The sequence below is a fragment of the Actinoplanes sp. NPDC048796 genome (assembly GCF_040650035.1).
In the GTDB taxonomy this organism is placed as follows: domain Bacteria; phylum Actinomycetota; class Actinomycetes; order Mycobacteriales; family Micromonosporaceae; genus Actinoplanes.
Genome location: NZ_JBEZGO010000026.1, coordinates 4,983 through 29,607 on the forward strand (window position 1 = coordinate 4,983; position 24,625 = coordinate 29,607).

Below are 24,625 nucleotides of genomic sequence, written 5' to 3' on the forward strand. Positions count from 1 at the left end.
TCAGAGCAGGAAGTCCGCGCACTTGTTGAACGCCATGGCCATCCGCGGCGGCTCCGCGAAGCCCGGCAGCGCCGGCGGTTCCGTCCACCGTTCGGCCGTGGCCACACCGTCGGGGCTCCTGCGGATCTCCCAGATCTCGTTGCCCGCCATCATGAAAACGCCCGCTTCGCGGCCCGCCTGCGGCAAGGTGAGCACCATCCCGTCCTCGCCGGCCCGGGCTATCAACTCCCGGAAGGCCGACCAGGTCCGGGGGCGGAAGACGCCCGCCTTGGCGGGGTCGGCGACACGCTCGCCGACCCAGTCCGCCGCCGAGGTCGTGTCGGCGTCGGCGCTCGGCACGACCCGCAGCCCGTCCGGGAAACGGGAATCGACGAGCCGCTGAGGCAGGTCTTGCGGCGAGGTGCCGCCGGACACCCGGTCCAGCAGCAGTCGCGTCGACGCCACCGCACTCGGTTCGACGAGCGGCGGCGCGACCTCCTCGGGCGTGAGCAGGCGGCCGCCCTCGGGCATCCGGATGCCGGGGGTGAGCGGCAGCACGGCGAGCGCCTGCGTGTCGATCGGCAAGGCCGCGGGGCCGCCCGCTTGCGGGTCGAGGTAGCCGACTCCGACCGCGTCGACCGCTGCCACGAAGACATGGTCGACGCCGCCGTCAGCACCTCTGACCGCGACCAGTGCTCGTGCCCCGGCGCCGGCCGAGCTGAGCGCCTCGGTGAGCGCCTCGATGCTCGGAGTCAGCCACACCTGGTGGTTGTCGTCGGCCAGGCCGAGCCGCTGCCGTTGGAAGTTGACCAGGTGGGCGCCGGGAAGCTCGGTCGAGCCGGACGCCACGACCGGAGCCCCTTCGTCCTCGGACAGAACGTAGGCGATGGCAGTGATGACACAGTTGGTGTTGGTCTCGGCGCCGCGAACGCGATCGGGGTTCACTCGGTCGAGGAACGGGAACCGCCGGGCGGTCGCCTCCGACGTCAAGGGAACCGCCGGAACTTCTGCCGTCTGAGAGCCGATCGGGCTGCCGCCGAAATGCCATTCGGCGACGCTGACCGACGGCGCCTCGGCAGGAGGCTGCGCCGACGGCGCGTGGAGCTCCGCGAGGCTTTGGTCGTTCATGAGCTCCTGCGGCAGATGGCTGGAGCGCCCGTTCGGCGGACTCACCTCCCAGCCCCTGCTGGAACTCAATCCGTTGCCGGTCCCGATTGCGAATTCCGGGATTCCACCGATCTGTTGCGGCCGAACCAACGGCACGCCGAGGTCAAGACTTAGCACCTCGAAAGATCGATCCAGGCGTGAGCTAAAGCCGACCCGATCCACCAACAGGAAGCCGTTGTAACGGCGCCCGTCGTAGAAACCGCTCGTTTCATGCAGGCGCTCCAGGAAACTAGTGAAACCGCGCAACCACCTTTCCGGGCTTTCCGATGCGAGGGGATGGTGAACCTGGATCACATCAATGGGAGGTTGACCCGGCAGAGTCACGGTTCGATACTCAGCCGGCTCGTACTCCTCCTGAGCGGCCTCGCCGCCGGCCGCCACCGGGACGCGAGCCGCCACCGCCGTTTGAGCCGTGGCCGTTGGTTCCTGCTCCGTTCCAGCGGTAGCCCCTTGCCGGCGACGCCTCCGAGCCTGTTCCCCGCTTTCGCGCACGTTGTCCAGCAACCGCTGCCCGGTTGCCACCCGTCTTCCGACCTCAGCGACCGAGTTGTCAGAAACGCTCAATCCGCCTGAGGTGATGGCGGGGTCGCTGAGCGCTTTCCGCACCTCATGCAGGAGGAGTTGTTCGGACACCGAGACCTGCTGTTCGGCGAGAGACGACCGCACGCGTTCAGACACATCGCGTTCTTGCATCTCGCGGGCGTGCTCCATGACGTCGAAGCCCAAAGCGTAGAGCTCCTCCTCGACGAACGTCTCACCGGTCCGTTCCGGCAGAACAGCCGGGCCGAGAGAAACAAGCAGGCCGACGACTTCGTCACCGGTAAGCCGCCTTCCATTCTCCTGGGCGAACTCGATCAGTGCATCGATCAGGCCGACAGGGTAAGCCGGTTCGTTCGCCGGGGGAGCGAGGACGGCCCGCGCCAACCTGCCGATCTCGCGGTCTCCCACCCGGGACGAAACCATCTGCGTGTACTCGGCGGTAGTGAGCATCCGGGTCAGGCGATCGTCGAGGTCAGGCGGCATCGTCTGCCCGTGGGCGACGAGGTGCTGGGCGACGCGTGCAGGGAGCGCCAGTTCGTCCACGGCGACGTCCGCACCGCCTCTGACGTTTCCACGGATGGTGCTGGGACTGCTCAGATCGAGCTGTGCCAGAGCACCGCGAGAATCGAGCAGCAGACGAATGGCATCCGGTCTCAGCATCTCGGAGGAAAGGATGTCGCCAGTCCCCGAAACGATCGTGGGCACGTCCCGATTCTCACCGCCGACTGCGATCACTAGTTCGGAGCCGATCTGGACCGGAGTGATCGCGCCCGCCTCAAGCCATCTCAAATCTGCCGGCAAGGCCTCTTGGAAGCGGGCCTCAAGTCTCTCAGCCCAGGCCGGTCGCTGCGGATCAGCAGACGACATATCGGCGAGGTAATCGAACAGTCCCATGGCCCGGTCTCTGGGATTGAGACCTTCCGCCCAGTTTTGAGGGTTTGTCAAGGCTTCACGAAGACGCTGCATGCCGTGGATGGCGCTCGGCGGCCGAGGCAGTACCACCGAGTTTTGTTCATTGATCCGAGCCCCTGCCTGGCTGAGCATGGCGAGGTCAACGGCCATCACACGGAACGGCTCAGGGAGCCATGTCGCGAACATTCGAGGAAATGTGATAAGACGACTGCCCGCAAGACCGCTTGTATACACAGGAATGAGGCCGCTGGGAAAGTGTCGCCGCAGGTCCCTGAGAGGCGCGTCAAAGGGAACCTCTCTAGGCCATCGCACATATCCCCGCGCCGATTGAGGCACTGGGGTGGCCTGCTGATGCCGACGAATCGTTAAAACCTCGGCACTACCGGGATCGCGTAAGCGATTGCTCAACAACTCCTCTGCGGCAAAAGCGATGGGCGAGGCGAAAATTTCCTCATCGAATACTTGCTGCAGCACATGGTCCAGGCCCAGCCTGGCGGGCAGCACCTCTGGAGACCGCCCATCGGCATAGATGACCCAACGTCGACCGAGCACGGAACGCTGTCCGGGCTGCGACACATCCACGTACGCCTCGGCGATCACGGTTGCGACTCTCGCCAAATCCGTCAGGAACTGATTCGCCAGCGTGCCGACCGGCTCGCCCAGCAGGACAACCACATTACTGCGGATGCCGTGTGACTCAGCACCGACGGCGCCTGCGTTCGGCAAGCGGCTCGCATAGTCCTCGGCGGTTAACGACTCCGCGCCAATCGTTATTACTTGCTCCTCGTCGACGGATTGACCGGGCCGAGCGGCGATGTCCCCGGGCTGAATGGTGAGCCGTTCGACGACGCTCGGCGCCAAACGGTCGAGGAAACTCCAGTCCATAAACGGTCGTGAGGTCAGGGGAACTGCCGTCAGCGTGATCGGCCCATTCCTGCCGCCGATCGCTTGATGCCTGTTGACCCAGATCCTCATGTCACGATCGAGGAGCTCCTCGGCTCCCAAGGGAATCGGCTCGTCGGGCGAAAGCAGCGCAACCGACACTTGTTGCCGCACACCGGCTCCGGGATCCGACACATCCACCACATAGGCTGTCAGGCCCGGCCCCATCCGAACCATCGTGGTCCCGCTCTCCGCGCGCGAGACCACCCCGCGGATGCTCGCTCTGTCCAACCAGAGCCGCGCGGCCTCCATTCGCTCGGCATGCCCCGCGCGGTGGCGAACTCGCACCCGGACCTCGCCGTCAGGGACCACGATCGGCTCGGCTGCGGAACGTGCCCCGTTCCGCTGCCCTTCGACACGGTCGTAACCGGGTATCTCAACGAGGGCCTCTGGATCGATCATTTCGATCAGCGCCGCCGTATTGGCTTGCCCACCCGCGCCGGGCCGGCGCTCGCTCCGGTGGCGCAGCTGCAGCCGAGCTTGTGACGGGTCAAAGGGAGCCGTGTTGCTGCGCCGGGCCGGAATCCGGCCTCCTCCTTCGCTTCCCTTCGTTATCTTGAGCTCCGCGATACGCGCCCCTCGCTTCTCAAGGTATTCGCGACCACGGACCTTTTTGAGGCGCGCTTTCACTCCTACCGACCAGGGAGCATGCTGAAGACGGATGCTCTCCAGATTCGCCGTGGACGCCTCAGCCAGCGTCGGTTGCACGCGGCCTCGCAGCAGATCGACCTCAATCCCCGCGGCATCGCCCGGTGAATGTTCGTAGAGTCCAGACGTCACGTCGTCCGAAGAACCGATGCCCAAATTCAGTGATTCGACTGCCCTCGTCACGTCATTATGGCCGAGACTCGAATCGGAGCCAGCGATCCCCGTGCCGCGCTCACGCGCGATATGGGCTCGCAGAGCATCCGTCAAGAGCCCGGTGAAGTTCATCCCCGCCGCTTCAAGAAACACGCCGGCGCCTTCCGCGCTGTATTGATCGCGGAGGGGAGCGATTCCGGGCGACGTTCTCGGCCCGGCGAGGGCGGCTATGACATGCCGGATCGGAAGCACGGAGCGTAGCGGCAGTGCCGTGAAGTCGTCGTGCAAGACCGCCGCTGCCTGGAGAAATGCCAGCTGTGCGAGGCCACGGACGACCGCAACGGATTCGATATCCATGAAGTCGGCGACACGAAAAATCCTGCTGATCGGGATGTCGCCCAGTTGTCTGAGCAGACGTTCGGCGATTTCGTCGCCGAACCTCCGGGCTGCGTCGCCCCGCCTTTCACGTATGTTTTGAATTCGTTCGTCCTCTTTCGAGAGGCCTTTCTCCCGGCCGCCTCCTTCCTGCCGCCACCACGGTTGATCGAGCAGCATGTGCAGGCTGGACAAGGCGATGGTGATCCGCACGCTGTCGGCGCCGGAAGGCGGCGCGGCGGGCATCGGGACGGACTCCTGTCCCGATGCTCCACTCGTTGACGCCTCCGGGACCGGCGGGGAGAAGGCCCTGGCCGAGGCGGAGGCCTGCACGGCCGACGACGACGCGTGAGGCGTGCGGGGACCGAAGTTGGGCGTCGACCGGAGGCCCGGCGCGGGGATGCCCCGTGACGGCGGCACGACTGGCGGGACAGGGACGCTTTCCGTGGGCGCTGCCGGGACTGGCGCAGCGGACGTTTCTGCAGCGGATGAGGACGCGCGGGGCGGCCGACGCGGGCCGGCAGATGCCTCCCCGCTCACACGTGCCCTGGGCAGGGAGGTCGAGGCGCCGAAGGGCGCCGACCCGGACACCGCCGAAGCGGACGGCCGCACAGCAGCGTTCCGTGCCGGTGCCTCCGGGACCGGCACGGCTTCGGTCGTGGAACCCGCCGAAGGGGAGGCCTGCGCGGCAGGCGCTGCTTCCCTGGGCACCGTCGGAACCGGTGCGGCAGAAACGGCCGCCGCTGCGGACGACTGCTCAGGCACGGCTTCCGCGGGCGGGGCCGGGACGGACGGGACCGCCGGGACGGACGGGACCGCCGGGACGGACGGGACCGCCGGGACGGACGGGACCGCCGGGACGGACGGGACCGCCGGGACGGCCTGGGCCGGTGCGTCAGAGGAGGCACTGGGACGCGACGACGAGGCTTCGCCCGCGCGGCGCGGACCCATCGGCCGCATCCCCCCCAACCGCCTCGCCGGACTGCCACCCAGGAGCTGGGCTCCACGGTTCTGCAACTCCGCCGTGACCCGCGCTTCCAGTTGGCTGAGGCTGTCGCCCGGTACTCGTTCGTCCAGCGCGCGTCTGACCTCGAGGATGTGAGCAGCGGGCCGCGTGTCGCCGTCGCCCAGCCGCCGATTCACTTCAACGACGAATGCGGCGTCGCCCTCCGACAGCGGGGCCGGTGGGCGTACACCGTCGTAGGCGGCAACCAGGTCGCCGGGCGACAGCGCGGCGCGGTTGTCCGACCAACGAGTGCCGGCCGGGTCCGTGAACACCCAGCCGGTCGGCGAGATGAGGTGCCCTTCCACCCGCTCGACGGTGAGCGGACCCGGCGCCGGTTCCAGCGCGTGCAGTCCGCGAGCGCGGAGCGGAACTTCGTAATGTCGGTTCTCTGCCTGGGAGGAGCCGTGCAGCACCACGAAGCCGCGCGGGTCACGCAGGGCCGAGAGGTGTTCCTCCAGTTGGGGTACGGATACCGCTCCCCGGTCGACGGTGATGACGACCCGCTGCGAGCCGGCCTGAAGACCTGGGCCGGTACTGTCGGGCAACAGGCTGCGCTCGATGGCCGATCTCGCCGGGGCAGACTGATCGATCTGCTGCCTGTCCGGGGCCGGCCGAGTGATCAGTGCGCCGATCCGGCCGTCGGACGCCGGCGCCAGGATCTGGTCGGCGTCGTTGACCACGACGCGAATCCGGCCACGCAGCTCCGCCCGGGCAGCGTCCGCGTCGGCCACCTGGACTCTCCGGGCGTCCGCCGGTGCGGCCACGTCGATCAGCTCGAGCCCGGCCTCGGTACGCCGCACGAACATCACATGTTCGGGGTCACCGTCACGTTGGACCCAGAGCGGAACCACAGCGTCGGTCGGCAGTTCCCACAGCCCGGGGAGGGACGACTCGCGCCATTCACCGCGCAATTCCGTGGCCAGTTGCGGAGCAGTCCAGTCAGTTCGGGGCCTCAACACGCGAGCCATGCTGAGGGCTTCACCGACGTGCTGGGCGCTGGTCACCTGCTCACCCGCGAGCACGGGAGCGCCCAACGCCCGGGTCAACCGGTCAGTCGCAGCCGGTTGGGCAACCTCGTCGATGTCCGATCGACCGCTGACGGGTGCCCGCCCCGACCGGATTCGGGACCGGTTGCCACCGGCTACGAGGCCGGACTCTCGAACAGCGGCATAGGAGGGATGGGACATCATGTCGGCCCGCCACGCCGCCTCCACGGGAGACCGAAGTGTCGGCTCGAACCGGTTGGGCGAACCGATGTCGATCTGGGCCAAACGCCCTTGGCCGTCCAGAAGCAACTCGAACGGGCCTTGGTCCAGAGCGGCCACGTCGACCGTTCCGCCGGCCGGATCGATGAGGACGGGTTGTCGCGGGTCCCCGGTTCCGACGGCTACCAGCACCCGTCCAGGCTGTTCTTCGGCCCCGATGACCCGGACAGGGGTGACCGCGCTCGCGTCGAGCAACTCCAGAGTCTGTATGGAGGCGGAACGGAACTGGGCGGTGGTCGCCCAGCCGGTCAGAGGGGGCAGCGGTGGCTGGCCCCCGGCCCGCTCCGGTGAGACGCCGCCGAGTACCGCGAAGAGGCGCTCGATCTGCCGCTCGGGCGACTCGTCGACGTACTGGCGGTTGGCGGCGAGATAGTCGCGCACGAACTCGGCGCCCCGGGACGGAACCACCACCTGCGTCCGGCCGTCCACCCGGGCACCGGCCGCGGCCAGGGCGGACAAGTCTACAACCAGTTGACTGATGCCGTCCTGGCGAACGTGCTCGACATAGGCGGCGGGTACGAAGACCCGGACTTGCTGCGGGGCTGGTGTGGTGCTCACCGGGGCCAGCCCGGCCGGGAAATACTCCAGCAGCCGGAAGACAGGACCTTCGACTTGGACGTCGGCCGGCAGGGGTATGTACACCTCGTGGACCGGCACCTCGTCCGGTACGGCAACTGCCATCGCCCGCCGGATCACGAGCGCGGCCGTGGCGTCGGGTCGCTCGACCCTCCCCTGCACGAGGTCACTCACGGCCGTCGCCAACGTGACCGCTTCGCCATTGATCCAAGGCTCCAGCGCATGAGCCAGAGGGGATACGCCGACCGGGGGCTCGAGCAGCCTGGTCCGGCCGCGGTGATAGCTCAGCCACACCGTCTCCCCCTGGCGTCTCGCGTGGACGATCACGAACGCAACGAGCGACAGGGCCCTGAGGAACCCCTGGTCTTCATTGCCGACTTGTCGCTGGAGGACGATGATCGGCTCTGGGTCGGTCGAGGGCAGCCGTCGGATGTACTCCTCGACGGGGATCAAGCCATCGTCGACCTCGATCGTGGCCACGCTGTTCTGCGCGCGGCCATTGAAGATCTGGCCTGGTTCGATGATCAGCCGCTCAACGACGTCGACGGGCAACGTGTCCAGCACGTCCCAGTTCGCATCATCGCTCAGGGCGACAGCGGTGAGGCGGACATCTCCGTCCACCGGTTGATGACGGTTGACCCAGACCCGGTGCGAGCCGTCCATGCCGGCGTTCGGCCGAACGATCGAGGCCACGGTCGCCGGTTGCTCGCCGACGGCCGGCAGGCGAACAAGATAGGCCTCGAGACCGCGTCCGACACGCACCGCCTCGGTCGGGCCGACAGCGTTGGACGACACCACCGCCCGCACGCGCTGAGTGCTCAGCCAGCGTGTGGCAGTGTCCATCATCTCGCCGCCGGAAGCTCCAGGCCGGACCGGCACCCGCAACACGTTCTCCGGGTGGAGGTAATCCACGTTCTCCCGGCCGGAAGATCCCGGGAGGGCGCGAGGGTTTTCCCGCTCTTGGTATTCCGGCGAGTAGGCGTCGGCGTTGCGGAGCGCCAGGGTCGCCACCTCGGCCGTCGTCAGCACCGGCCGACCGGCGTACCCGCGGAGGCGTGCTCCCAGCTCTTCGAACGGGTCGAGAGCGGGTCGCGGCACGGTGCGGGCCGCCCCCACAGCATCCTCCCTCGAGGCATATTCATGCATCGAGTGGGTCAGCGGATCGACGGTCTGCCACACCGTGGTGCCGGCATTTCGATCATGGAATTCGAGCACGATGGCATGCAGTCCGGTGCTGCCGCCGCTGCGTATCACCGCATCGTTGAGCTGCGTCTGTAGCCGCCTGGCAAATGTCTCGGCTCCCTGCCGGCCAGCTGCCGAGTCCGGCCGCTGATCGTCGAACAGCCGAAGTAGCAGCACCGGGCGCTCGCCCACCACCCTGCCGGCATTCCGGATGACCGTTTGGATCGCCAAGCGCTCGGCAGTTAGAGGACGGCCCCGATTCAGGATGGCCGGATCGCCGCCGCCGCCGCTGAAGATGACGCCGGTGACGGGTACGGCGTATTCCGGGATCTTTGTCCCGGCTTCGATGAGGATCGAATCGTTCTCGACAGACTTGTCGGCATGCGGCAGGAAGGCTATCCCTTCCTCGTCGGCCTTCCTTAGGCGCTGTTTGTTGTCGCGTGGGTCGGGCGGCAGCGGTCCAGCCGCCACCCCCTGAGGGGCACGGGTCGCCACTCGCGCCGCTAGAAGCTGCGCAGCCGATCTATCGTTCGTCGCCGGCCGAGCCGATGACGGTCCGGCTTCCGGCCCTGTCGCCCGCCCAGCCGATGACGGTCCGGCTTCCGGCTGGGCCGGGGGGTTGTTCCTCCGGCCGAATCTCCGCAGCCTGTCGCGGAAACTACCCCCCGGAGGGTTGGTGCCGGATACACCCCCGGGAAGGTGGGCGCTCCGCCCGAGCAGGGTGTTCGTCACCCGCTCCTCGAGCTGAGTGGGGGCGTCGCCCGGCACCGCCCGGTCGAGCCGGTCACGGGTGTCGAGGATGCGGGCGGTCGGCATCGGCCGGCTGTCACCCATCCGGCGGTTGATCTCAGCGACGAAAAGGGCGTCGGATTCGGGGAGCGGGGCCGGGCGGCGGGCGCCGTCGCGGGCGCCGATCAGGTCGCCGGTCGAGAGCGCGGCCCGGTTGTCCGACCAGGTGTTGCCGTCCGGATCCGCGAATCGCCAGCCGGTCGGTGAAATGAGGTGATCGGCCGCCTGCACGACGGTGAGCGGCTCGTCGAAGATCGACTGCTCGGGTTCCAGCAGGTGCAGTCCGAAGTCCTGAGCCAACCGCCGATAGCCGTCCGCGGCGGGTGCCGCACCTGCGCCGTGCAGCACAACAAGGCCCGGCCGCACATCCTGAGCGGACAAGTACTGGCTGACCTGGCCGATGGTGGCCGTCCGCTCATCGACGGCGACGACGACCAGGTCCGATCCGGCGTCGAAGCGGCTGACTCCGGGGACGCCGAGCACCGCGCCGGGCAACCGGCCGGCGCCGGCGGCCGTTCCTCCCCCGAAGTTCGCCGCGGGCAGAGCGGTTCGGGCCGGATCCGCCGGCGGGCGCACGAGCACACCGTCGAGTCGACCGTCATCGGTTGGCACGACGATTTCGCCGGCCCCGTTGACCACGAGGCGGGCCGGTCCGCGCAGGACAGGTCCGGCGCCCGCGGCGTCGGCCACCTGGAGGATCTGGGCTCCGGCCGGGGTCAGGGTCTCGATCAGGGTCAGTCCGGCGTCGGTGCGCTGAGCGATCAACAAGTGCTCGGGATCGCCGTCACGCTGCACCCAGAGCGGAGTCACCGTGCCGGCGGGCAGGTCCCACAGGCTCTCCGGGGACCACTCCCGCCACTCGCCCCGCAACGCCGTGGCCAGTGCCGGAGCGGTCCAGTCGGTGCGAGGCAGCACCAGGCGGGCCATGCTGAGGATCTCGCCGACGCGCTGGGCGCTGTCGGCGGCCCGGCCGTTCCACGGCTCCAGGGCGGCGAGCGCCGGTGCCAGCCACGAGGCCACGTCCTGCCGGTATACCCCACTCAGCACCGCGTGGGCGGGGGCATCGAGCTGCGGATGCCGCAGGCGGGCGTCCTCCACCACGCCGCGCAGGTGGCCGAGTGCCATCGACCGGCCGGCCTCGCTCACCAGGTCGGCGGCCAGGTTCGCCGTCTCGGGGTCGACATGCAGCGCGGTCAGCAGGGACGCGGCGTCGACGGCGCCGCCCGTGATTCCGTCCAGCTCGGACACCGTAAGCGGGTCGCCGGCCAGGACCAGGTCGATGCGGGGAAGGTGCCACGGAATGTCCTTCGACCCGGCCGCGCTCCCCTGCGCCGTCACGAGTGCGCCGGAGGCCGGCCGGGATTCCACCGCGCTCTCGGGGTGCAGCAGCTCGGACAGAAGGTCACCGAGTGTCGCATCGCCGATCGGCGTGTCCCACAGCGGCACGTCGCCGCCCCGGGGAAGGCTCCGGGCGAAAGCCTCACGGACGTCCTCGTCGTGCGTGTCCAGGAAGTTGCGCAGCTCGGGGTCGAGCGCCATGGCCAGGACCGGGAGGGGTTGCCGGGCGGCGACCGGCAGGGTCCGGCCCGGTTCGAGAGCGGCCTGCAGAGCGAGGTGGCCCAGAGCGATGACCTCGACGAGTGCCGCCACCGGCAAGGAGGCCGCGGCCACCTCCGCGACGGCCTCCGTGGTCACCGGAAAGCCGCTCTTGTCCTCCAGATAGTGCGCCGCCACCTCATCCGCGACGTGCAGCGGCGCCGGATCATCGGCGAGCACCTGACGCAGGATCTGGTGGACGCCACCACCGAGCGGCGCCCCGATCGTGGACGCGGCGGCCGTGTCGGCGTCCGGCACCTCCTCGATGAACGCGCTGTCGCTGACGGTGATCTGGGCGGGCAGCGCCTCGTCCCGGACCCCGTTCACGATCAGGTCGGCCCACGCGCGAGCGGCCCGTTCCTCCACCCCAAGTGCCCGGAGCCCGCGGATGACCTCACCCTGCAGTTCGGCAGTGCCGCCGTCGAGCTGCGCACTCGGGAGCGGCTTGCCCTCGGCCACGCGATCTACTGCCGACTCGGCCAGCCAGGTGGCCATCTCGTCCGGTGCGGCCGGACGTTCGACGGCGGCGCCGGAGAGCAGCCGGCCCGGCCGGTTGAAGTCCACCGACCGCTGGCCGAGGTCTCCGACGTGTTCATGATGTCCGGTGGCGGTGAACATCCGGCGGACCTGGAGTGGCAGGCGGACCGGGCGCCATTCACCGGTTTCCGGGTCGCGGCGCACGTCGGCAACCGTTGTCACCGCGCCCAGCCGGCCGCGCAGCAACCGGGCCAGGGCATCCCAGAGCACATCCGGCTGGGCGGAGCCCGTCAGCGACTGCTCGGCCGCGGTCAGATCGAGGATCTCGTTCGCTCCGGTCGACACCGCCGTGAGCGCCGTGCCGAGCAGGGCCAGCGTGCCGGCCCGGTCGTCGAGCGGCACCGGGGAGCCGGGCAGCCGGGCCGGCGCCGGCGCGTACGTGAATCCGCTCTGCTGAGCGCGAATCAGTTCATGAGTCACGGCGAACGCCTGCGCGCTGGTCAGCCCGCCATGGATCCTCCAGTGGCCACCCTGCTCGATGACGAAGCCGTCGTCAGTGCGCAAGGAGGTGGACGCCTCGTACACCCGCAGGTGCCGGCCCCTGGAGCGCAACTGCCGCTCCAGGTCGGCGCCGATCCCGGTGCTGGTGAGCAGGGTGATCGAGTCGACCTGGTCGTCGACGCTCTGCAAGGCCGGATCGGCCAGGATGCGACCGGCCAGGGCGGCCACGGGCTCGTCCACACGGGCCAGGACGCCGACGGTGTGCCGGTCGCCGGCCCAGGGTGCGGTGACGTCGCTGATCGACTGGCCGGGGGTCAGGCCCAGCAACCTGGTGAGGGCTTCGTGACAGTCCCGCAGCCGTTGAGCCATGCCGGGCGGGAGGGAGTCGCCGCCGGGGCCCGCCGGGGCCGAGGTCGGACCGCTGCCGAAGTTGGGCGCTGCGATCGGGCTCACTGTCGTCTCCCTCGGTCGTCCACAAGCTCTTCATCGGGTGTGATGGCCATCTGGATCAGCACCGGTGGCCGTCCACGGCGGATCAGCGTGCCCCGCCCGGGCGGCTGCGGCTCGGCGCGAACACCACCGAACAGCACGCCCTCTCTCGGGTCGCCGGAGAGCACCAGCGCGTCCGCGCCGGCCTCGGACATCCGGCCGAGCAGGCCGCCGGACAGTGCCCGGACGGCACCCGCCGTCCGGTGGGCCGCGACCACGTGGAAGCCGACTTCCCGGGCCCGGGACAGGTACGGCGCCAACGGCGCCAGCGGCGACGCCGGTCCGGCCGGCAGCATGTCCAGGTCGTCCACCACCAGGTACAGATCCGGTCCGGCCCACCAGGAGCGTTCGCGCAGCTCGCGGGCCGAGATGTCGGAGGGTGGGCGGCGGCCGTCGAGCGTCTCGGCCAGCGCCTTGGCATAGACGGCGGCGGCCTCCTCGTCGCCGGCGTAGGCGCCGATGTGGCCCTCGGGCACGACGTCGAGCAGCCCGCGACGGTAGTCGACGATCATGAAACGCGCCTGGTCGTCACCGACCGCGACGGCGGTCGCCCGCATCCACGTACGCAGGGCGTGGGTCTTGCCCGATCGGCTGTCGCCGACGATGGCGAAGTGCGGTTCGTCAGCGGTCAGGTCGACCACGACCGGGGCCATGTCCGCCTCGTCCAGGGCGATCGCCCGGGCGTCGAGGGTGGCCAGGTCGCGAGCCAGGATCCGGTCCGGCAGCATCCGCAGGCGGGGAGCCGGTTCGCCGCGCCAGCTCATCGCGATCCGGGCCAGCAGCTTGGCCTGCGCCTCGGACAGGCCGGCCAGCAGGTCGGCGTCGTCGCGGAGGCGGGGCACCGCCACCTGGAAGAACGCGCCCGGAGCGACCACACCACGCCCGGCCGGCGCACCGGTCAGCTGCCGGGACAGGACTCGCCCGACCTCGGACTCGTACGGATCGTTGAGCCGCAGCTCGAGCCGGCCGCCGATGCTGTCGCGCAGGTTGGACCGCACCTCGACCCACCGGTTGGCGGTCAGGATCACGTGGACGCCGACGCCGAGCCCGCGGGAGGCCAGCTCGACGACCTGGGCGTCGTAGGCGTCGGACTCGGCGCGCAGGGCGGGCCAGTTGTCGATGATCAGGAACAGGTCGGCCGCCCGCGTGCCGGGCGGCAGCGTCCCCTCCTCCCGGCGCTGGCGAAACTCGGTGACCGAGCCGATCTGCTCGACGCGGAACAGCTGTTCGCGCTCGTGCATCAACCGCCCAGCCTCGGCCAGCACCCGGCGGACCCGGGCGGCCTCCAGGCGCGAGGCGACGCCGGTGATGTGCGGGGCGTCGGCGAACGGCAGCAGTGTGCCACCGCCGTAGTCGATGACCGCGAGCTGGGCCTCGTCCGGTGTGGCGGTCAGCATGATCGACAACATGAGCGTCCGTAGGAGGGTGCTCTTACCCGACTGCGGCGCGCCCACGACGGCCACGTGGCCGGCCTTGCCGCCCAGGTCCAGGATCATCGGTTCCTGCCGCTGGTTGAGCGGCAGGTCGGCCACGGCCACCGGCACCTGCAGGCCGCCCACGGCCGGCCACAGCTCGGCGTTGAGTCCCCGTTCGGCCGACTCGCCGATCGGGCCGAGTAGGTCGTCGAGGGCCACGGCCGGCGGCAGCGGCGGCAGCCACACCTGGTGCACAGGCTGGTCGTAGCCGCTGAGCCGGTCGACGACGACGGCCAGCTCGGTCCGTGCGTCGAGGTCGATCGTCCGGGCGGTGTCGGGCGCGGCGACCGGCGCGGTGACCGCCTCCGGCCGCGTAGTCAGTGGAACCAGCGTCACCGCGTCGGGCTGCTCCTTCGCCTCACTGTCCGCCGGCGTGTAGATCCCGGACACGTGCGCCACCCGGAACCGCCGGTACTCGGTCTCACCCACCTTCAGGAAAGCCGACCCCGGCACCGGCGGGAGGTGGTAGGCGTCGGGTGTGCCGATCACCGCCCGGCTTTCGGCGGCCGAGAAGGTCCGCAGGCACAGCCGGTACGACAGGTGCGACTGGAGACCGCGGAGCCGGCTCTCCTCCAGCCGCTGGGTCGCCAGCAGCAGGTGCATTCCCAGCGAGCGGCCGACGCGGCCGATCTGCACGAACAGATCGATGAAGTCGGGCCGCCCGGACAGCAGCTCGCCGAACTCATCCACGATGATCAGCAGATAGGGCAGCGGCGGCAGCGGCCGCCCCTCCAGGTCGGTACCGCCGGCCGCCTGGCGGATCTGGTAGTCGCGGACCGAGTCGAGGTTGCCGGCGTCGCGCAGCAGTTGCTGGCGGCGCTGCTGCTCACCCTCGAGCGCGGCCCGCACCCGGTCGACCATGGCGAGGTCGTCGGCCAGGTTGGTGATCAGGCCGGAGACGTGCGGGAGTTCCGTTACGCCGGCAAACGTCGCACCACCCTTGAAGTCGATCAGCACGAAGCTCAGCAACTCGGGGCTGTGCTTGGCGGCCAGCCCGGCCACGAGCGTACGCAGAAGCTCGCTCTTGCCCGAGCCGGTCGCGCCGACCACCAGGCCGTGCGGGCCCATGCCCCGCTGCGCCGACTCCTTGAGGTCCAGCAGCACCGGCTGGTCCTGGCCGTCCACGCCGATCGGCACCCGCAACATGTCGTCGTCGCCGGGCTCGGCCCGACCCTTGCGTGGGTCCAGCCGGCCCACGTCGGGCACGCCGAGCATCTCCGGCAGCGTCGTGATGCGCGACAGCACGGGCTCCCGGTCGACCGTGAGCCGCAGCGGCGTCAACCGGCGGGCGATGGCCTCGGCCAGGGCCGGTGCGATCAGGTCGGCCCGGGCATCCTCGACCGTGGTGTAACGATCGGTCTGCCCGCTCAGTTCCAGGGCGCCACCGGATTCGACAGCGGCGCGGACGTCCACCCGCGTCGGCTCCACGGCGCGACGTTCGCTGAGCACCACCAGGAGGATGCCGAGTTCCGGTCCGGCCTCGTTCCACAGCGAGTCCAGCACCGGCGAGCGCGCCCAGGCGGCGTCCGGGTCGTAACCGTCGAGCACAACGATCAGCCGCCGGGCCGCCGTGGGGGTGCCGCCGAACCCGGAGGCCCGGTTCCGCTGCTCGTCGCGGGCCCGGTCGCGCTGTCGTTCCACGAAGTCGGCCAGGCGCTCGAAATCCTCGGCCACCAGCGAGGTCACGCCGGCCTCGGAGGCGGCGCCGGGCTCGAACGTGTGCGGCAGCCAGGTGGCCCAGTCCCATTCGTCGCTGCCGCCGGTGACGACGGAGATGAGCACATCGTCCGGGGCGTGCAGCACGGCCACCTGGCAGAGCAGGGAGCGGGCCAGCGCGCGGGTGTCCCCGGGCGCGCCGACGAGACTGACCACTCCGCTCTTTCCGAGGTCGAGCAGGGCCGGCTGCTCGCCGACCGTCCGGTGTGCGGCGACGAGAGCCTCCGCCTCGTCGACCAGCGACTGGTCGTTGTCGGCCATCGGGTCGACCCGGCCGGCCAGCGTGATCCCGCCGCCCGGCTCGCCTCGCCCCACGCCCACCCTGATCCGCAGGAAGTCCGGATCGGACGGGCGCCGTTCCCAGGTACGCCGGCGGCCGGCGGCCAGCGGCAGCAGCCGCACCGGCCCGGGATGCCGGGTCACGGCCGCCCGCCGGGTCGCCGCCGCGACCTCGCGGGCCTCGGCCCGGACCCCGTCGAGAACGTCGAGGAAACGTTCGTGCTGCCGCCGCGCGGTGGAGTTCTGCGTATGCGACATCTGCCAGCGGATGGCCACTGTGGACAGCACCGAGAGCACCACGAAGCCGATACCCAGCACGATCAGCAGCGGCCGCTGATAGGAGATCAGGTATCCCGCCATCGCCACCGTGGAGAACAGCGGCAGCATCAGCGTAAGCCACATGTTGTTGTTGCTGCCCCGCTGATGAGGCGGCGGGACGGGCACCCCGATCCGGTCACCCGGCGCCTCCGGGAGAGCGGCCCGGGCGGGGCGGTGAAAGGCGGTGCGGCTCATCGTGTCTCCGGCAGATCGTCGATCAGTAACGTCATCAGGTCGTTCGTGCCTGGCTTGTCCACGGCCGCGACCCGCTGGGCCTGCCGCTCGGTCAATCCCTGGAAGATTTGCCGGGCGGCGCGGCCGTTGCCGAAGCGAGGCCGGGTTCGCAGGTGATCGAAGAGAGCGGTCAGGCCGTCCTCGACCCCGGGTCCCAGTTGATACTCGTGCTCGGCCGCCTGGCCGCTGACGATGCCGACAAGCTCGGACGGGGTGTAGTCCTCGAACCACAAGGTGCGCGTGAAACGGGAGGCGAGACCCGGGTTGGAGGAGGTCAGCCTCTCCATGTCGGCGGAGTAGCCGGCCATGATGACCACCACCTCGTCGCGGTGGTCCTCCATCAGCTTGACCAGAGTGACGATCGCCTCCTGGCCGAAGTCGGTGCCCTGCCCCTCGGGGACGAGCGCATAGGCCTCGTCGATGAACAACACCCCGCCGATAGCCCGGCGAAAGACCGCCTGAGTACGCGGCGCGGTGTGCCCCACGTACTCGCCGACCAGTGTCGAACGGTCCGCCTCGACCAGATGCCCGGACTCCAGCACACCCAGCGCGGCGAGGAGCCGGCCGTACAGCCGGGCCACCGTGGTCTTGCCGGTGCCGGGGTTGCCCGCGAAGAGCAGGTGGCGGCCCAGCGGAGGTGCCGCCAGGCCGGCCTCCCGGCGCTGCCGGACCATACGCATCACGTCGACCAGGCGCTCCACGTCCTCTTTGACGCTGTGCAGGCCGACGAGACCGTTGAGCTCGGCGAGGACCGTTTCCAGGGCTTCCGGTCCGGTCGAGGCCGGCGTTGTGCCGCCGGCGCCGGTCCGCTGCGGCTCCGACCGGTGCGGCAGGTCGTCGGCGGCTACTTGTTCCGAGGTGCAGTCGCTCCAGCTGGCGGCGGCGGCCGGGTCGAGCGCGACGCCGCGGGCCGTATCGTGCACGTGCAGACGCCGGAAAGCGGGGTCGGCGCCGGCGCCGACGTAGACGGCGGGATAGCCGGCCTCACCGATCCGGCAGTCGGTGAACTCGCCGTGCCCACCGTCGTGCACGGCCAGGCCGTTCTTCTTGGATCCGCGTACGTTCGTCGCGTGCACGGACGGGGCCGCGCCGGCCGTGACGACGATGCCGATCCCCCCGGTGTCCTGCACCGAACAACCTATGACGTACGCCGTGGAGCGCTCGCCGAGATGCAGGCCCGCCGCGACCGCGTCACGCACTGAGCAGCCGTGCAGCACCGCCGCCGTGTCGGCGTCGACCAGCACACCGACCCGCGACATCGCGGTGATCTCGCAATCGCGCAGCAATACGCGGCGCCGGCTGCCGAGCGCGGCGCCGGCCATGGCCTCGGAGATGTGCACACCGGTGGCGGTGAGGTCTCCCCGGTCCTCGACGGCGATGCCGGCCGCGGCGACTCGGCTGATCCGGGTGCCGTCCGCGACGGCCGTCGCCTGTTCCACTACGTGCAGGCCGAACTCGCCGGCGTCGTGCAACACGGTCCCGGTGAGGGTGACATCGGCGTTCCCGGCCGCGTGCACGGCTGTCCGGCCGGTGTCACCGACGTCCCCGCCGGTGACCCGGGCCGTCGCTTGATCGCCGGCCAGCACACCGTGGTCGCCACTGTGCGCGACGACCAGCCCGTCGGCCACCACGACAGCCGAGTCCCGGAGAACCACGGCCGACTGCGCCGCCCGGCGGATGGTGCAGTCCTCCACCCGGACGTCGGCTTCGCCAGTGGCCAGGATCCCGACCACCGCCTCGGTCAGGGTCGTCTGCCGCAGCAGCACCGCGGCCCGGCCGGAGACGACAACGCCGCCGCCGGTGGGACGCAGGACCTGGCAGTCCTCGATGACGACGCCGCCGCCGCTTCGCAGAGACGTCTCCTCGCGCTCCCCGGCGTCCTGCGGCCGGGTGTCGACACGGAAGCCGTCGCCGCCGGGTTCGCGGACAGCCAGCTGGCGGAAAACCGGCGTCGCGGCGCCCATCACGGTCACCGCGGTGCCGGTGGCACGGCTGATCTCCCCCTCCACCATGAGCCCACGGGCGGCGTCGGCGAAAACGACCGCTTCCCGGCCCGTCCCGTCGATCCGCAGCCGGGTGACCGTGGGCGCCGCGTCGCCACGCACGAGCAACGCGACCCGTGGGGCGTCGGTCACCACGCAGTCCTCCAGCACGGCCCGGCTGCCGTCCTCGACGAGGACGCTGCCCCCGGAGACCCGGCACCTGCGCAGCGTCGGCGCGGCATCGCCCACGATGCGCAGGTCGCCACGGATCTCACAATCCTCCAGGACTACCGAGCCCCGCTCGATCAGCACTGCCACCGCGTCGGCGGACGCCTCGACCCGTAGTCCCCGCACGCTGCCGGTGGCCGCCGAGATGGTCAAGGCCGCGCCTTCGGTGCCGATCACCCGTACGTCGCCGGGGGCGCCCGCCGCCACCAGCTCGACCGGACGGTCGACGAGCAGCCGTTCGGTGTACACGCCCGGCTGGACGGCGACCACCGGCGTCGTCACCGTGCCCGGCTCGGCGGCGCGGACGGCCGCACCGATGCGGCGGTGTGCCCCCCAGGCCCGGGGGGCGACCCGCTGAACCCTCATCATGAGGGTCTTGGTTCTTGGTCATACGGGACATGCACCTCGGCACACCGGTCGATCACGGCGACCGCCTCCGGCGCGGCGTGACTCTGTTGGTAGTCGACGAGCTCGGTGACGCGAGGGGAACCAGTCAGATCGGCTTCGACGACCCGGGCGATCCCGTCCCGGCCGTTGTGCACGAACGTCGCCTGGTCCACTCCGGTCTGAGGCAGGAACAACGTCAGCCCGCTCGTGCCGGCATCGTTGACAGAGGTCACGACCTGCTCCCAACTGGCAGTCGACTGCCAGCCCGCAGCCGTCGGCTTCGGATCGGCGAACAGCCAGTCCGTTCCGGTTCTCCCGCCGACCGCGCCGGCCGGGGCGCCATTCAGACGCACCCCGGTCGGGAAACGCCGCTCGAAGACATCCTTGAGCAGCGGCTGCGTCGCCTCCGGCTTGCGTTCGCGCAGCACGTCAGCCGTCAGATCGGAGATCCGTTGCACGTCCGGTTGCAGCTGACTCGGCTCCCCGACCGTCACGGCTTCCCCGCCTCTCGGGTGGCCGCTGTCGTCGGTCCACCCCGGCTTCTCCTCCGCCCTCGGCGGCACGATCGCGTTCCCTTCCACCCCGGTCTCCCCCTTCAGCGGTGGGACTTCGTCCTTGGGCGGGGCAATTCCTTCCCTGGACGGCGCGAGCGTGCCTTCAGACATGGCAATTTCCCCCTTGGACGTCACGGCCACGGATTCAGGCGGGGCAACCTCGTGCTTGGGCGGCATGACCTCGCCCTTGGAAGGCGTGACCTCGCCCTTGGAAGGCGTGACCTCGCCCTTGGAAGGCGTGACCTCGTCCTTCGGCGGCACGGCCTGCTCTCGGGGCGCCTCGGCCGGAACCCGGGGGAAATCGTCGTAACTCAACTCTCGGGTCGAGCCGGCCGGTGGCCTGGCCCCGCTGTCATCGGCCGGCGGCGTTCCCTCCTCCGGCCCGTCGGACTCGTCGCGAACGCGCTGTGTGCCGCGCTCGCCCAGTCTTTCGACCCGGCCCAGATTGTTTTCCGCGTTCTCGGCCCGTATGGACGGCGAAAGCCGGTTGAGGGCGGCGTCCATGCGTCTGGTCAAAGGCGTCGACCGGTCCGGCGGGAACACGCTCTGCGAAACGGCCCTCTGAGTCTCCGTCCGGTACTGCTGAATGTCCCTTTCATAGGCTGCGAGCAATTCAGATCGGGATCCGTTCCGGCCGATGCCAACCTTTTCCAGACGCGCCTTCCAGGCCTCGGCCTGGGGAGCGGGCAACGGGCTGTCGCCACTGCGCAATTGTTTTTCCAGGCCGGAGAGTCGCAGTTCGGCCAGCCTTTTGTTGTATTCGGCGACCAGCTTGTGAGCCTCTTCTGGATCTTTAGCCGCGGCGATTCGGTTCGCCGCCCTGTCCAGTTCGAACAACCTGCGCTTCGGGACTGCGTCGAGGGCCGAGTCGTCGGTGTTCAACGCGCGCAGCCGCTCGAGAATCAGTTTCTCGTCCAACAGCGGCTTCTGGGTGGGACGCGGATCAGCCGTACGCTCCGGCGCCTTGACCGGCGGCCCATCGGCCGGTACCGGACGCGCCACCGCCCGCCTCGAGGCCGACGCCCCATCGGTCGGCGCGCCGTCGGTCGGCGCGCCGTCGGCGGCCTTGCCCGGCCGATGGCCCAGGCGCAAGCGGTCGAGCCGGGCCTGAAGCGCGTCGATCTCGAGACTCGATGATGCCTTGGAGCCGAGCTGCCGCTCGAACTTGGTGAGGTTGACGTGCAGTTCGTCGAAGCGTCCGCTCGCCGCCGCGAATTCGATCGCCTTGGCGTGGCGCAGCCAGGTGATCCGGTCCATGCCGAGCTCGGCGGCACGCTGATGACCGGCGTCGTACTGCTGGCGGAATTGGTCGAGCCGCTGCGATATCCGAGCCTTGTCGACCTCGTCACGCATCGCCACGATGACTCTGGCCTCGTCCTGCGGGCGGCCCGCGGCGCGGGCCATCCGGAACTCCGTCTCCATCATGGCGATGTCTTCCGCGCCGATGCCCGCCTTTTTGGCGTCATTGCGCACTTGGACGAGGGCCCGATCGCTGTCTTTGATGTTGTAACGAACGGGCGCCGACTTGGCGGGTACCTGACTGGCGAGCCTGTTCTCCGCGGACATCTGCTCTCTCAGGTGCCGGAATTCAACAAAGACCCTCTCCACGTATGACGGCCCCGAGGCTTCGGCGTTCGCCCCTCCCGGCCGCTCGTCGAGCGAGGCGTGCGGCCGGCCCAGAGTGTGCTCGAGCTCCGCGAGTTCCAGCTGCTCGCTGATCCTGTCGTGCCGCGCATGAGCCTCCGCCCGATTGATCGACTCGGCCCGCGGATATCCCTCGCCGCCCAAAGCGGCCCGCCGGGTCTCGAACAATGTCATGGCGCGATCGCCTAGCTTGTCGGCGTACACCGCGACTGCCTCGTCATCTGTATACGCCGCGATCGTCTCGCCCTCTGAACGCGCCGCCTGAGGGGTCTCCCCCGCACCGTCGATGCCCTCGTCGGGCTTACCGCCCCCGAGCCGGGCAAGACGCGCACTGATCCGAGCTTCCCAGACCCAGTCGCGAGGAGGGGCGGCGTCCGCGTCAGCGGGACGCGCCGGCGGGGCCGCCTCCGCAGACGACGGCTTCGGCCCCGGATACCTCGAAAGCCACTCTGACTTATCGGCGAAATCACTCCGGAACCACTTCGTGAACTCTTCCCTGGAGAGTTCTTCCCCCGAACCCGGCCCGGAATCCTTCCGCGGAGGATTCAAATCATGGTCGTACCAGCCGTAATCAATACCGGCCTCATCAAGAATCACCCGCCGCTGATGACCCGGCGACTCCACAAGCGAATTATTATTCTGGTCCTGCCCACGCCACCAGAACTCATCCCACTTCTCCGCCGGCAGCCTCCCCCCATTCGCCCGATCCTTCGGACTCAACACCACACCAGCGTCGCCACTACTCTTCACAGAATCCGGACGGAACTCACCCACCGGCCCGTCACCAGCGCTGGGACGAGACTTGACTACCGACTCGGAAGCCGGCGCATGGTCGGTGGCCCCGATCGGTTCTGCCGAAGGTTTGGGAGCGGCCGTCTCGTCGCCATGCGACATGCCCGCCGACGGTTGCTTTCCGGGGAGCACCACATCGTCGGGCGTCCAGGACGGCGCACTCATGTCGACGTACGGTGTTCGGAAGTCGGTTCGGAAGTCATCGAGCCGACGGCTGTAGTGCGCGATGAACTCCTTCTCGTGATACTTCCAGCCTTCGTACTTCTTCAGGCCCTGCTGCCAGCGAGCCACTTCGTCCGGCGGCAGCGGGCTGTTCCCGTCGCGGAGATCCTTGATGGTGGCGGCGCGATCCGCGTGCCGGGCGTCTCTCTGCTGGCGGGCCGCGTTTGTCGCGTCCCGCTCGGCCGGGGTGAGAAAGCGGTCGAAAACGGAGGTGGACGGCTTCTCCGTACCCTTCGGGCCAGAGGTGGGGGCGACGTCGCGCCCCGCTGGCGACGGCTCGACCGCCCGCGCCGGCGTGGGCGTCCCCTCAGCCGGACGAGCACCGACGGCCTTGGCCGAAGGCGCGGCGTCGGCCCTGGCCGAAGGCGCGGCGTCGGCCCTGGCCGAAGGCGCGGCGTCGGCCCTGGCCGAAAGCGCGGCGTCGGCCCTGGCCGAAAGCGCGGCGTCGGCCCTGGCCGAAAGCGCGGCGTCGGCCCTGGCCGAAAGCGCGGCGTCGGCCGCCACGGCCGGCGGTGCACCATTCGACGCTCGCGCCTCCACCGGCCTGGACAACGGCGCCGGGTCTTGAATCCCGTTGACCGGAACCGGAGCATCCGGCCCAGAGACCTTGCCGCCGTGGCCTGCGGCGTCGCCGTCCAGCACCTGCGGCGAGTCCACCGCTCGCGCCGGCGGGGGCGTCCCCTCAGCCGGACGACCACCGACGGTCCTCGCCGAAGGCGCGGCGTCGGCCGCCACGGCCGGTGGTGCACCATTCGACGCTCGCACCTCCACCGGCCGCGACGGCGCAGCCAGATCCCCGGCCCGGTTCACCGGTACCGGCGCATCCAGCCCGGAAACCCGGCCGCCGACGACTCCGGTGTCACCACTCACCACCTGCGGCGAATCCCCCGCCCGCGACGGCGCAGGCACACCCTCCACCGGACGGGCACCGACCAGCCCCGTCGAAGGCCCTCCCTCCGCCGTCGAAGCCCGCGCCTCCACCGGTCGCGGCGACACCGCATCCTGCGAGCCGCCCACCGGCACCGGCGCGTCGGGCGCAGCACCCTCCACCGACACCCGCCCGCCGACACCCCGAGCATCGTTCACACCCACCGACACCGGCACGTCCGGCGCAGCACCCTCCACCGACACCCGCCCGCCGACACCCCGAGCATCGTTCGCACCCATCGACACCGGCGCGTCATCACCGGTAGCGGGGAGCTTCAGTAGGTCCGGGCCGCCGAAGGAGTTGGGCCGCATGGTCGGGATACCACCCGCACCGTCGACATTCGTCTGCCTCATTGCGGTGGGCAGGCCCAGGGGGCCGGCCTTGGGCAGATTGCCGATCCCGAGCCCGTCGCCGACGGCCTTCGTCGCGGCTCTCTGCGCTGCCCCGGCGGCGGCTCCCCGGCGCACCACGTTGCCGAAAAGGACACCGCCCGCGGCGCTGGTCACCGCTCCGAAGATGATGTCCCGCTCGGTGAATTGGATCTTCAGCCCGACCGCTGCGTGGCTGATCGCCGTGCTCGCCAGTTGCGGGGCGAGGCCGAACAAGGCGCCGGTGGCGGCGTCGCCGAAGGCGCGGCCGAGGGTGCCGAGCCACCGCACGCCGGCCCAGAGCGACTCGAGGGCGCTCGCGATTATGTCGCCCAGGGCACTCATGAGCCGGGCCATCGCCACCGCGGTGGCGGGCAGGATCGAGAGAGCGGTCATCAGGCCCATGAACAACAGGCCGAGGAACAGGCCGATGAGGCCCGCGACCTCGCGCTTATGTTCCTCAGCCCGCATCTCTTCGAGGTTGATGGCGAACCAGTTGATGGTCTCGCCGATGTTCCACAGCAGGCGGGCGGCGCTCGGCACGGTGGCGTCCTGGCTGCTGCTGGCCAGCAGGCCGGTCAGTGGGGTGAGCGCCTCCAGCGCCTCGTGGGCGGCCGAAGCCTGGTCGCCCTCCCAGACCACGTTTTCCAACCCGGTGCGCAGCACGTTGTGGGCGTACTCGTAGACCAGATCACCGAGTTCGATGAACTGGGCGGCGTACGCGTAGATGGCGTCGAAGTCCGGCGGCAGGCCGTCGGTGGGGTGGTCGGGGTCTGCACTGGGGTAGCCGGCGGACGACGGGGGCGGGGTATTGCCTCCCCCGCCGGCGGACGGCGTCGGACCGGAGTGCTCGTCATCGGCACCGAGGATGGCCATACCGATTGTTCCCTCTCGAAGGGCG

Annotated in this window: 4 protein-coding genes; all 4 read right to left on the minus strand. The window is 70.0% G+C overall.

The genetic code is table 11. The annotated features are described in order from the left end of the window. Genes AB0C26_RS44975 through AB0C26_RS44990 form a run of 4 tightly spaced genes read right to left on the minus strand, consistent with a single transcriptional unit; the run spans nt 1 to nt 24,600 of the window. A complete protein-coding gene (locus tag AB0C26_RS44975; RefSeq protein WP_360261114.1) occupies nt 1-12,561 on the minus strand; it encodes a hypothetical protein in 12,561 nt (4,186 codons plus the stop codon). Then, nucleotides 12,558-16,580: a type VII secretion protein EccCa gene (gene eccCa / locus AB0C26_RS44980; protein WP_360261117.1), complete on the minus strand. Its 4,023-nt coding sequence runs from the start codon at nt 16,578-16,580 to the stop codon at nt 12,558-12,560. Before eccCa ends, AB0C26_RS44975 begins: the two co-directional genes overlap by 4 nt. Then, nucleotides 16,577-19,198 (minus strand): right-handed parallel beta-helix repeat-containing protein, encoded by a 2,622-nt coding sequence (locus tag AB0C26_RS44985; protein ID WP_360261120.1) that lies wholly within the window; start codon nt 19,196-19,198, stop codon nt 16,577-16,579. The genes eccCa and AB0C26_RS44985 overlap by 4 nt, the downstream gene beginning before the upstream one ends. After that, nucleotides 19,195-24,600 (minus strand): hypothetical protein, encoded by a 5,406-nt coding sequence (locus AB0C26_RS44990; RefSeq protein ID WP_360261123.1) that lies wholly within the window; start codon nt 24,598-24,600, stop codon nt 19,195-19,197. The genes AB0C26_RS44985 and AB0C26_RS44990 overlap by 4 nt, the downstream gene beginning before the upstream one ends. Nucleotides 24,601-24,625: the final 25 nt, after the last annotated feature.

Bases quoted from the DNA above. Each gene is read 5' to 3' on its own strand.
- eccCa (WP_360261117.1), bottom strand. From the start codon at position 16,580: ATGAGCCGCACCGCCTTTCACCGCCCCGCCCGGGCCGCTCTCCCGGAG.
- AB0C26_RS44985 (WP_360261120.1), bottom strand. From the start codon at position 19,198: ATGATGAGGGTTCAGCGGGTCGCCCCCCGGGCCTGGGGGGCACACCGC.
- AB0C26_RS44990 (WP_360261123.1), bottom strand. From the start codon at position 24,600: ATGGCCATCCTCGGTGCCGATGACGAGCACTCCGGTCCGACGCCGTCC.